Source organism: Pseudomonas sp. P135 (assembly GCF_020312125.1).
In the GTDB taxonomy this organism is placed as follows: Bacteria; Pseudomonadota; Gammaproteobacteria; order Pseudomonadales; family Pseudomonadaceae; genus Aquipseudomonas; species Aquipseudomonas fragariae.
In genome coordinates this window covers 152,634-163,204 of record NZ_JAGPYR010000013.1, presented here as the reverse complement: position 1 = coordinate 163,204, position 10,571 = coordinate 152,634, and the positions used below count along the sequence as shown (strand labels likewise).

Annotated in this window: 11 protein-coding genes; 5 read left to right on the top strand and 6 right to left on the bottom strand. The window is 59.0% G+C overall.

Going from position 1 to position 10,571, the window contains the following annotated elements; all coding sequences use genetic code 11:
- Nucleotides 1-225 precede the first annotated feature (225 nt).
- Entirely contained in the window at nt 226-582 is a 357-nt protein-coding gene (gene queD / locus KBY08_RS19000; RefSeq protein WP_004408030.1) for a 6-carboxytetrahydropterin synthase QueD, read from the bottom strand.
- A gap of 186 nt (nt 583-768) precedes the next feature.
- Between queD and KBY08_RS18995 the strand changes: the two genes are divergently transcribed.
- The 5 genes from KBY08_RS18995 (at nt 769) to KBY08_RS18970 (ending at nt 4,747) form a co-directional block, all read left to right on the top strand.
- A complete protein-coding gene (locus KBY08_RS18995; protein WP_054092141.1) occupies nt 769-1,077 on the top strand; it encodes a PepSY domain-containing protein in 309 nt (102 codons plus the stop codon).
- A complete protein-coding gene (locus tag KBY08_RS18990; RefSeq protein WP_003317989.1) occupies nt 1,077-1,385 on the top strand; it encodes a PepSY domain-containing protein in 309 nt (102 codons plus the stop codon). Before KBY08_RS18995 ends, KBY08_RS18990 begins: the two co-directional genes overlap by 1 nt.
- The gene (locus KBY08_RS18985; protein ID WP_003405126.1) at nt 1,385-2,053 is read left to right on the top strand and encodes a response regulator transcription factor; all 669 of its coding nucleotides are present in this window, start codon (nt 1,385-1,387) and stop codon (nt 2,051-2,053) included. Before KBY08_RS18990 ends, KBY08_RS18985 begins: the two co-directional genes overlap by 1 nt.
- Entirely contained in the window at nt 2,050-3,369 is a 1,320-nt protein-coding gene (locus KBY08_RS18980; RefSeq protein ID WP_011268280.1) for a sensor histidine kinase, read from the top strand. The genes KBY08_RS18985 and KBY08_RS18980 overlap by 4 nt, the downstream gene beginning before the upstream one ends.
- Before the next feature lie 313 nt (nt 3,370-3,682).
- Entirely contained in the window at nt 3,683-4,747 is a 1,065-nt protein-coding gene (locus KBY08_RS18970; protein ID WP_003405122.1) for an AI-2E family transporter, read from the top strand.
- 106 nt (nt 4,748-4,853) lie between these two features.
- Here KBY08_RS18970 and nuoN read toward each other — a convergent pair whose 3' ends face one another.
- Genes nuoN through nuoJ form a run of 5 tightly spaced genes read right to left on the bottom strand, consistent with a single transcriptional unit; the run spans nt 4,854 to nt 10,567 of the window.
- The gene (nuoN, locus tag KBY08_RS18965) at nt 4,854-6,323 is read right to left on the bottom strand and encodes an NADH-quinone oxidoreductase subunit NuoN (protein WP_024639675.1); all 1,470 of its coding nucleotides are present in this window, start codon (nt 6,321-6,323) and stop codon (nt 4,854-4,856) included.
- A 7-nt stretch (nt 6,324-6,330) separates the two neighbouring features.
- Nucleotides 6,331-7,863 (bottom strand): NADH-quinone oxidoreductase subunit M, encoded by a 1,533-nt coding sequence (gene nuoM / locus KBY08_RS18960; RefSeq protein WP_002554022.1) that lies wholly within the window; start codon nt 7,861-7,863, stop codon nt 6,331-6,333.
- A 39-nt stretch (nt 7,864-7,902) separates the two neighbouring features.
- Nucleotides 7,903-9,756, bottom strand: a complete 1,854-nt coding sequence (gene nuoL, locus KBY08_RS18955; RefSeq protein WP_024642922.1) for an NADH-quinone oxidoreductase subunit L — start codon at nt 9,754-9,756, stop codon at nt 7,903-7,905.
- Nucleotides 9,753-10,061, bottom strand: coding sequence for an NADH-quinone oxidoreductase subunit NuoK (gene nuoK, locus KBY08_RS18950; RefSeq protein WP_003317980.1), 309 nt, complete (start codon nt 10,059-10,061; stop codon nt 9,753-9,755). The genes nuoL and nuoK overlap by 4 nt, the downstream gene beginning before the upstream one ends.
- Entirely contained in the window at nt 10,058-10,567 is a 510-nt protein-coding gene (gene nuoJ / locus KBY08_RS18945; RefSeq protein WP_003317979.1) for an NADH-quinone oxidoreductase subunit J, read from the bottom strand. Before nuoJ ends, nuoK begins: the two co-directional genes overlap by 4 nt.
- Between the last annotated feature and the right edge of the window lie 4 nt (nt 10,568-10,571).

Genomic DNA, 10,571 nt, shown 5'->3' with positions numbered 1-10,571 from the left:
TCAGTAGTGAAACGATGTATCGCCGATGGTAGTGTGGGGTTTCCCCATGTGAGAGTAGGTCATCGTCAAGATTGAATTCCAGAAACCCTCATCGCTTACGCGTTGAGGGTTTTTGTTTTTTCGGCTAACAGAAATCCGGCATGTGAAGTGCCTCATTCAATACGTGCTGCCGGTCTACAGGCACAAAAAAACCACCGCTGAGGTGGTTTTTTATTGTCAGGGCAATCAGTCGCCGCGGTATTCACATCCGCTGGTGCAGGTCTCGTGAATACGGACTGCCGACAGCTCCGGGAGCAGAGGCTTTAATTCATTCCAGATCCATTTCGCCAGGTTTTCGCTGGTTGGATTATCAAGGCCCGGGATGTCATTCAGGTAGTTATGATCGAGGCGTTCATACAGCGGCTTAAAGATCACCTTGATTTCCGAGAAGTCCCGGATCCAGCCGGTATGGGGATCAACCTTTCCGGCCAGATGAATGCCGACACGAAACGAATGGCCGTGCAGACGTCCACACTTGTGCCCCTCCGGAACGTGGGGGAGGCGGTGTGCTGACTCGAAGGTAAACTCTTTGAAAATTTCCACTGTGTATTGGTCCCGGAAAAATGGCGATCGCTGACGCGATAAATGCAATCGGGGAGTTTAACAGCAATGGCCTGAAACTCCATGCCAGGAGCGCTTGGTGGCACTCGGCCAGATCTATTCAGTTTGAGTTAAGTTGTACCGGTTAAGGTGGATGCCATAGAAGCACCGATCGCTATGGATACCCCTATGAAAACGCTGACGACCCTGCTGGCGGCCCTTACATTTGGTTTGACGTCCTGTTTCATTCAGGCGCGTGAGGTCGACCCACAGGAAGTGCTGCGCCTCAGTGATGCAGGTACGCTTCATTCGGCTGAAAAGCTCGATGCCAAAGCGCTGAGCAAACACCCCGATGCCCGTATCATTGGCACGCAGTTCAAGAACATATACGGCAGGTACGTTTACAATGTCGAGCTGCGTGACAACCAGGGTATCGAGTGGGTTCTCGAAATGGACGCCGCCACGGGCCAGGTCTACAGGAATCATCAGGACAACTAATGAATGTCGACAAGCGTCTCTGTGTCATCCTTGGTTTGAGCCTGACCTGCTCCTTTGTGTACGCCAGAGATCTGAATCAGGATGAAGCGCTCAGTTTGCGGCAGCGCGGAGTCATATTGCCTCTTGAACAGTTCATTGAGCGCGCGATGGGCCTTCATCCGGGCTCTCGTTTGCTGGAGGCCGAGCTTGAGGAAAAGAATAATGTGTACGTGTATGAATTTGAATTGCTGACCCCTGAGGGCGTTGTTCGCGAGCTCAAGTTCGATGCGCGTGATAGCCGATTGTTGAAAGACGAGGATGATGACTGATGCGCCTGCTACTGGTTGAAGACCACGTTCCCCTGGCCGATGAGCTGCTCGCTGCGCTGGGGCGTCAAGGCTATGCGGTCGACTGGCTGGCTGACGGGCGCGATGCGGTTTATCAAGGAGCAAGCGAGCCGTATGACTTGATTGTTCTGGATCTGGGCTTACCCGGCATGCCAGGGCTCGAGGTTCTTCAGCAGTGGCGCAGCAAAGGTCTGGCGACCCCTGTGTTGATTCTGACCGCGCGGGGTTCCTGGTCAGAGCGTATAGAAGGTTTGAAGGCAGGCGCTGATGATTACCTGACCAAGCCTTTTCATCCTGAAGAGCTGCAGCTGCGTATTCAGGCGCTGTTGCGACGTTCGCACGGGCTGGCCAACCAGCCCACGCTGGAATCGGCCGGTCTTAATCTGGATGAAGGCCGGCAATGCGTCAGCCGGGATGGCGTGGATATCCAGCTCACCTCGGCTGAGTTTCGTCTGCTGCGTTATTTCATGCTCCACCCGGGACAGATTCTCTCGAAAAGCCATCTGTCGGAGCATTTGTACGATGGCGAAAACGAGCGTGATTCCAATGTTATTGAAGTCCATGTCAATCACCTGAGGCGCAAGTTGGGCCGTGCAGTCGTCGAGACACGCCGTGGCCAGGGCTATCTGTATGGCGGAGCCGGCGGTTGAAGTCCATACAGCGACGTCTGAGTCTGGGGCTGATCGCCGTCATGGTCGTTGTCGGTCTGGTGATGGCACAGACCAGTCTGTGGCTGTTCGAAGTGGGCTTGCAACGCTACCTGGAGTCAGGTCTGCGCAACGAGAGTGAAAACCTGCTGGTAGCGCTAGTGCGAGGTCCTGCCGGGCTACAACTGGATGACCATCGCCTTTCGGGTGCCTACCAGCGTCCGTTGTCTGGCCATTATTTCCGTATGGACTTGCCGCAGGGACACTGGCGCTCCCGCTCCCTGTGGGATTTCGAGCTGCCCCAGCCCGGGGTGGGTTTGCATGCCAATCTTGAGCTCGGCAAGACCGGGCAATCGCTATTGATGCTGACCAGCGAATACCGCAAGTTCGGCAAGCAGGTTTCAATCACCGTCGCCCAGGATTACACGCCGGTCAGGGCGAGTTTTCGCCTCATGCAGCAGATCGGGCTGGGGCTCGGGCTTGCCGCGCTGATCCTGGTACTGGTGTTGCAACGCATCACCGTGCGAAGAGCGCTTCGTCCGCTTGAAACCGTTCGCGAGCAGATTTTTCAGCTTCAGCAGGGCCAGCGTTCACAGCTGGACAATCAGGTTCCCCTCGAACTCGAGCCGCTGGTGGCGCAGATCAACCACTTGCTCGCGCATACTGAAGACAGCCTGAAGCGCTCGCGCAATGCGCTGGGTAATCTGGGACATGCCTTGAAGACACCACTTGCGGTGTTGCTGAGCCTGGCCCTCAGCGGACAGTTGGACGCCAACCCGGCCTTGCGCAGGACCCTGCAGGAACAGCTGGAAAATATCCGTCTGCGTCTGGAGCGTGAGCTCAATCGCGCGCGCCTCTCCGGTGACGCTCTACCAGGAGCCCGCTTCGATTGTGATGCCGAACTGCCCGGGCTTTTCTCCACGCTGGGCATGATCCATGGTGCTCACCTCCAGTTGGTCAACGATGTCGAGGCGGGCATGTATCTGCCGTGGGATCGGGAAGACATTCTCGAACTGCTCGGCAACCTGCTGGACAACGCCTGCAAATGGGCCGACAGCGAGGTACGTCTGAACATTTTGAGTCAGGCTCAGGGCTTCTGCCTGTTGGTGGATGACGATGGCCCTGGTATTCCCGAGGCGCAACGCGCAGAAGTGTTCAGTCGTGGCGCTCGTCTTGACGAGCAGATTACCGGCCACGGGCTGGGCCTGGGTATCGTGCGCGACATCGTCGAAGCGTGGGGCGGTCAATTGCAATTGCAGGAGAGCCCGGCAGGGGGATTGCGGGTACGCATAGACCTGCCAGAGCGGACTGCCCCGTAGTACGTCAGCCCGCATCTTTCAGAGAAATCAATCGCAGCGTTCATTAGCTCGCGGCTGCTGTCGAGAGCGTCGCCGATGAAGCCCGGCAAAGCGCAGAGACCTCCCGCAGCCCGGCAGAACCGAGCGCGCGCCTGGACAGTCTGGTCGATCAGGTCCGGGTCTGATGCCTGTCTGGCAGGGGCTTGAACCCCTGCCATCACTCGCGACTGGCATCGCCGTCATATTGCCTTCATGGAAGATGGCACTCGTGCGCTCGCGTGCTGACTAAGCTCTAGACCGGGCGCGATGCGCGGTCTAATGACATGGACAGGACATGAACGAAACCACGCTGCAATACAAAACCCTCATTCTGCTACTGGTACTGGTGACCATTGCCTTCATATGGATTCTGCTGCCGTTCTATGGCGCAGTATTCTGGGCGGTCATCCTTGGAATCATCTTCGCGCCTGTGCAGCGCAAGTTGCAGATCAAGTTCAACTGGTCACGCAATCTCACTTCCCTGTGCACCCTGACGATCTGTCTGGTCATCGCGATTCTGCCGGTGATCGTGATCAGCGCCTTGCTGGTTCAGGAGGGCACCACGCTGTACAAGAACGTCGAGACCGGGCAACTGGATATCGCCGGTTATCTGGCCGAGTTCAAGGACCTGTTGCCGCACTCCATGCAGGCGCTGCTCGATCGTCTGGGCATGGGCGACCTGGAGGGGTTACGCGACAAGATTGCCAAGGGCGCGATGCAGGGCAGTCAGTACCTGGCGACGCAGGCATTCAGCTTCGGGCAGGGCACCTTCGACTTTGTCGTCAGCGTCTTCATCATGCTTTACCTGCTGTACTTCTTCCTGCGCGACGGACAGGAGCTGGTACGCAAGATCCGCACGGCCTTCCCGTTGGGCGAACAGCAGAAGCGTCGTCTGCAGCTCAAGTTCACCCGAGTGGTACGTGCCACTGTCAAAGGCAACGTGGTGGTCGCGGTGACGCAAGGTGCGCTGGGTGGCTTCATCTTCTGGGTGCTGGACATCCCGAGTGCGTTGCTCTGGGCGGTGATCATGGCGTTCCTGTCGCTGTTGCCTGCGGTGGGAGCCGGGATTGTCTGGGCGCCAGTGGCGATCTACTTCCTGCTTAGCGGCATGATCTGGCAAGGTGTGGTACTGGGCTTGTTTGGCGTCCTGGTGATCGGCCTGGTGGATAATGTCCTGCGTCCGATCCTGGTGGGCAAGGACACCAAAATGCCGGACTACCTGATCCTTATTTCCACGCTGGGCGGCATGTCGGTCTTTGGTCTGAACGGCTTTGTGATCGGGCCTCTGGTGGCGGCGCTGTTCATGTCCAGCTGGGGATTGTTCAGCGGCGCCAAGAAGCCCGTGAAACTGCCGGGCTGACATTGCAAGGACGCATTGCCACGTTTGCCCATGACGTCAGGCATTAGCCGTTTTCGAAGACAAAAAAAAGCCCTGCTCCAGAGCAGGGCTTTTTGTTTGCACTGGATCAGCCTGCTACGTGCAGACCGGCATTGAGCACCAGATCGAGCAGCGGTTGCGGATACACACCCAGCACGAAGGTCAGGATCGCAACGGCCAGCAGCATCACGCCGCCCGTGCGCTGCGCCCAATTGATGGCTGCGTCGTGGCGAGGAAGCTTGTTGTCGACCAGATACATGGTGACCATCACGCGCAGGTAATAGAACACGCCGATGGCGCTACCAATTACCAGAGCCCCGACCAGCCACCACAGCTGCGATTCGACACCAGTGGCGATGATATAGAACTTGCCGATGAAACCTGCGGTGAGCGGGATACCTGCCAGCGACAGCATCATCAGGGTCATGACTGCCGTCAGGTAAGGGCGACGCCAGAACAGACCACGGTATTCGAACATCGCGTCGGCATCACGTCCACTGTAAGGCGAAGACATCATGGTGATCACACCGAAGCTGCCCAGCGAGGTCAGGACGTAAGTCGCCAGGTAGACGCCGATCGCCTCGACCGCCATGCCCTTGCTGGCCACCAGCGCAATCATCAGGTAACCGAAGTGGGCGATGGAGGAGTAGCCCAACAGACGCTTGAGGTTGGTCTGAGTCAGCGCCAGCAGGTTGCCGACGAGGATCGACGCGACGGCGATGACTGCCAGTACATCATGCAAGACACCGCTGCTGGCTGCCGGAGAAATCTGGAACAGACGCACCAGTACCGCGAACACTGCCACCTTGCTGGCAGTTGCCAGGAAGGCAGCGACCGGCGCAGGGGCGCCTTCGTAAACGTCCGGGGTCCACAAGTGGAACGGCACCAGTGACAGCTTGAAGGCCAGGCCGACGACCATCATGCCCAGACCCAGGCTGGCAATCGGGCTCGGCATGCCGGTTGCCGCGATGGCCTTGCCGATACCGTCGAAGCTCAGCGAGCCTGCCTCTGCGTACAGCAGCGCCATACCGAACAGCAGGAACGCCGAGCCTGCAGCCGACAGGACCATGTACTTGATGCCGCCTTCCAGCGAACGCTTGTTGAAGAAGGCATAAGCCACCAACCCGTAGACCGGCACCGACAGCAGTTCCAGGCCGATGAACAGCCCCGCCAGATGCTGAGCGCTGACCAGAACCAGTCCACCGGCAGCTGCCAGCAGGATCAGCAGGTAAAGCTCTTCGCGATTGCCCGGATACCCGGCCTTGCCGTCACCTAGATAGGCGTGCGCCATGGTCACGCAAGCGAGGGTAGAGGCGAGGATGATCGCCATGTACAGGCAGGCAAAGTTGTCGATATGCAGCAGTGGCGTCACGACCAGAGGGGCGACTTTCAATGCCGGATAAATCGACAGCAGGGCCAGGTTGAGGCCTGCTACCGAAAGCAGGAACGTTTGCGAGTGATTGCGGCGCCATGCGATCGCAAGCATCACCACGACAATGGTGAGGCTGGTGATCAGCAGTGGCGCAAGCGCAATAAAGTGTTGAATCGTCAGGTCCATAGCGCTCTTACCGGGCCGAAGCGAGTTGAGTGAAGGCAGTGCCTAGCCATTGCTGCACGCCGTGCATGGTCGCCGCCGATGTGTCGAGGAACGGCTGCGGGAATACCCCGAGCACGACCAGCAGCACGGCAAGGCCCAGCACCATGATCATTTCCCGTCCGTCCATGCCCTTCAGAACCTCGTCGGACTTCGACGGGCCGAAGTAGGCGCGGTGGATCATGATCAGCGAGTAGACAGAACCAAATACCAGACCGGAAGTGGCAATCGCCGTGATCCAGGGTGAGCTGGCAAAGCTGCCCAGCAGAATCAGGAACTCGCCGACGAAGTTGCCGGTGCCCGGCAGACCCAGAGAGGCGGCGGCAAAGAACAGGCTGATGGCCGGGATGTAGGCGATGCGTGACCACAGACCGCCCATCTCACGCATGTCGCGGGTGTGCAGGCGCTCGTACAACTGGCCACTGAGAATGAACAGTGCCGCAGCCGATAGACCGTGGGCGATCATCTGGATCAGTACGCCTTGCAGCGCTTGCTGGCTGCCCGAGTAGATACCGATCAGTACGAAGCCCATGTGCGAAACGCTGGAGAATGCGATCAGACGCTTGATGTCGGTCTGGGCAAACGCCAGGAATGCGCCGTAGAAGATACCGACCAGGCCCAGCGTCATTGCAATCGGTGCGAACTCGGCCGATGCGTTGGGGAACAGCGGCAGGGCAAAACGCAGCAGGCCGTAAGCCGCAGTCTTCAGCAGGATACCCGCCAGGTCGACGGAGCCTGCAGTCGGTGCCTGGGCATGCGCATCCGGCAGCCAGGAGTGCAATGGCACCACCGGCAGCTTGACGGCGAAGGCTATGAAGAAGCCCAGCATCAGGATGTACTCGGTGCCTGGTGCCAGTTTGGTCTTCAGCAGGTCGGCGTAGGCAAAGGTGATCACGCCGGTCTGATTGAAGTGCACCAGCACCAGACCCAGGATCGCCACCAGCATGATCAGGCCACTGGCCTGAGTGAAGATGAAGAACTTGGTGGCCGCGTAGATACGGGTTTTCTTGCCATCCGAAGAGCTGTGACCCCAGAGCGCGATGAGGAAATACATCGGCACCAGCATCATTTCCCAGAAGAAGAAGAACATGAACAGGTCGATGGCCAGGAACACGCCGACGACACCGCCCAGAATCCACATCAGGTTAAGGTGGAAGAAACCGACCTTGCGCTGGATTTCCTTCCACGAGCAGAGCACCGACAGCACGCCCAGCAGGCCGGTCAGCAGGATCATCAGCAGCGACAGGCCATCGAGTGCCAGATGCACATCGATGCCGAAGCGGGTGATCCACGGGTGGTGGAATTCCAGGGTCCAGGTCGGATCGGCACCCGGCACCGGCGCGTAGCCGAAGTTGCCGGTAGCCCACAGCCAGAGGCCGAGAACCAGTTCCAGGGTCATTGTCAGCAACGCAATCCAGCGCGGCAGGGTAGAGCCGAAGCGCTCACCCAGCCAGCACAGCAGGCCGCCGATGAAGGGGATCAGGATTAGCCAGGGCAGAATCATGACGGGCTCAATTCCTTTCGCAAATTCGCAAGGTTCATATCAGATCGCAACCAGAACGACGGCACCGAGTACCAGAACGGCACCCACGGCGATCGAGGCAGCATACCAACGCAACTGGCCGGTCTCGGTGCGGCTCATGGTGTCATGACCGCCTTTGACCAGACGTGGGATCAAGCCGATGGTGCGGTCGAACGGATCACTACGCAGTACATGGCTGATTGCCAGATACGGCTTGACGAACAGCTTGTCGTAGATCCAGTCGAAGCCCCATGCCGCGAACCACCAGGCCGAGAGGAAACGGCCCGGAGCGCTGTTGGCGATAGCCGTTGCCAGGCGGCGCTTGCCGAGGAACAGCAACGCTGCCAGCAGGATACCGGCCAGCGCGATGGCGCCGGAGGCGATCTCCAGACTGTGCTTGGCTTCGCCACCGGCATGGCCGACGCTCTGCGGCAGCACACCGGCCAGCGGCGGAGTGATCAGCGCGCCGATGAACGTCGACAGCACGATCAGCACCGACAGTGGCAGCCAGTGCGCGATGCCGTGACCTGCGTGTGCTTCGGTCTTGGCTTCTCCGTGGAACGCGATGAAGATCAGGCGGAAGGTGTACAGCGACGTCATGAACGCGCCCACCAGACCGGCATACAGCAAACCGTTGTTACCGCTGGCAAATGCTTCCCAAAGAATTTCGTCCTTGGAGTAGAAGCCCGCCGTCAGCAGCGGCAGAGCGGAAAGAGCAGCGCCACCGACGATGAAGCTGGCGTAGGCCAATGGCAGTTTCTTCCACAGACCGCCCATCTTGAAGATGTTCTGCTCGTGGTGGCAGGCAACGATCACCGCACCGGAAGCAAGGAACAGCAGCGCCTTGAAGAAGGCGTGGGTCATCAGGTGGAAGATCGCGCCTTCCCAGGCGCCGACGCCCAGTGCCAGGAACATGTAGCCGATCTGGCTCATGGTCGAGTAGGCGAGGATACGCTTGATGTCGGTCTGCACCAATGCGGCGAAACCCGCCAGAACCAGCGTGATGCCGCCGACAATCCCGACCAGATGCAGAATGTCGGGTGCCAGTGCAAACAGGCCGTGAGTACGCGCGATCAGGTAAACGCCCGCCGTGACCATGGTCGCTGCGTGGATCAGCGCCGAAACCGGAGTAGGACCGGCCATCGCGTCAGCCAGCCAGGTTTGCAGTGGCAGCTGGGCGGATTTACCGACCGCACCGCCCAGCAGCATCAACGTCGCCAGCACGATCCAGAAATCGCCGACCTTGAAGTGTTCCGGCGCCCTGACCAGCAGTTCCTGCACATTGAGCGTGCCCAGTTGCTGGAACAGGATGAACAGACCGATAGCCATGAATACGTCACCGATACGGGTGACGATGAACGCTTTGAGCGCTGCGTTGCCGTTGTTGCGGTTGCTGTAATAGAAACCGATCAACAGATAGCTGCACAGGCCCACGCCTTCCCAACCGAAGTAGATGAACAGCAGGTTGTCGCCCAGGATCAGGAACAGCATGCTGGCAATGAACAGGTTGGTGTAGGAGAAGAAGCGCGAATAGCCCGCTTCACCGCGCATGTACCAGGACGCGAACAGGTGGATCAGGAAGCCGACGCCAACCACGACGCCCAGCATCGTGACGGACAGTCCGTCCAGATACAGCGCGAAGTTGGGCTGGAAGCCATCGACGTCCATCCAGCGCCACAGCACCTGGGTGTAGTGACCGCCTTCGGGGGGTGCCACGTTGAACTGCCAGATGACCCAGGCAGTGACAATGGCTGACAGGCCGATGGAGCCGACGCCGATCAGCGCAGCGAGGTTTTCCGAGATGCGTCCACGGGAGAACGACAGCAGCAGAAAGCCGATGAGGGGGAATACGAAAGTCAGAAAGAGAAGATTCATCCGCGCATCTCGCTGGCAGCATCGATATCGAGAGTGTGGAAGCGGCGATACAGTTGCATCAGGATCGCCAGGCCGATACTGGCCTCGGCTGCCGCAAGGCTGATCACCAGGATGAACATCACCTGCCCGTCCGGTTGTCCCCAGCGACTGCCGGCAACGACGAATGCCAGTGCAGCGGCGTTCATCATGATTTCCAGGCTCATCAACACGAAGAGAATATTACGGCGCACCATCAGGCCGACCAGACCCAGACAGAACAGGACCCCGGCGACCGCCAGACCGTGCTCAAGAGGGATAGCATTCATTGGCTTGGCTCCTTGGCCTCGTTGCGGCCCAGATGGAAGGCCGTGATGGCTGCTGCAAGCAGCAGCATCGAGGCGAGTTCCACCACCAGCAGATAGGGCCCGAACAGGCTGATGCCGACTGCCTTGGCGTCGACCGTGGTGTGACCGACACCAGCGCCGGTCGGGTTGGCGAACAGCACATACAGCAACTCGGCCAGCAACAGCGCGCCGAGAATGACCGGGCCTATCCAGATGCCGGGTTTGAGCCAGGCACGTTCCTGCTGAACCGAGGCCGGGCCGAGGTTGAGCATCATCACCACAAACACGAACAGGACCATGATCGCGCCCGCGTAGGCAATGACTTCCAGCACACCGGCGAACGGCGCGCCGAGGCTGAAGAACGTCATTGCTACGGCGATCAGCGAGATGATCAGGTAGAGCAGGGCGTGCACCGGGTTCGTGTTGGTGATCACCCGCAGGGTGGACACAACAGCGATACCGGATGCGAAGTAGAAAGCGAATTCCATCTTT

Coding starts and splice junctions, on each gene's coding strand:
- KBY08_RS18995 (WP_054092141.1), top strand. CDS start 769: ATGAAAACGCTGACGACCCTGCTGGCGGCCCTTACATTTGGTTTGACG.
- nuoJ (WP_003317979.1), bottom strand. CDS start 10,567: ATGGAATTCGCTTTCTACTTCGCATCCGGTATCGCTGTTGTGTCCACC.
- nuoN (WP_024639675.1), bottom strand. CDS start 6,323: ATGGACCTGACGATTCAACACTTTATTGCGCTTGCGCCACTGCTGATC.
- nuoM (WP_002554022.1), bottom strand. CDS start 7,863: ATGATTCTGCCCTGGCTAATCCTGATCCCCTTCATCGGCGGCCTGCTG.
- nuoK (WP_003317980.1), bottom strand. CDS start 10,061: ATGAATGCTATCCCTCTTGAGCACGGTCTGGCGGTCGCCGGGGTCCTG.
- nuoL (WP_024642922.1), bottom strand. CDS start 9,756: ATGAATCTTCTCTTTCTGACTTTCGTATTCCCCCTCATCGGCTTTCTG.
- KBY08_RS18970 (WP_003405122.1), top strand. CDS start 3,683: ATGAACGAAACCACGCTGCAATACAAAACCCTCATTCTGCTACTGGTA.
- KBY08_RS18985 (WP_003405126.1), top strand. CDS start 1,385: ATGCGCCTGCTACTGGTTGAAGACCACGTTCCCCTGGCCGATGAGCTG.
- KBY08_RS18990 (WP_003317989.1), top strand. CDS start 1,077: ATGAATGTCGACAAGCGTCTCTGTGTCATCCTTGGTTTGAGCCTGACC.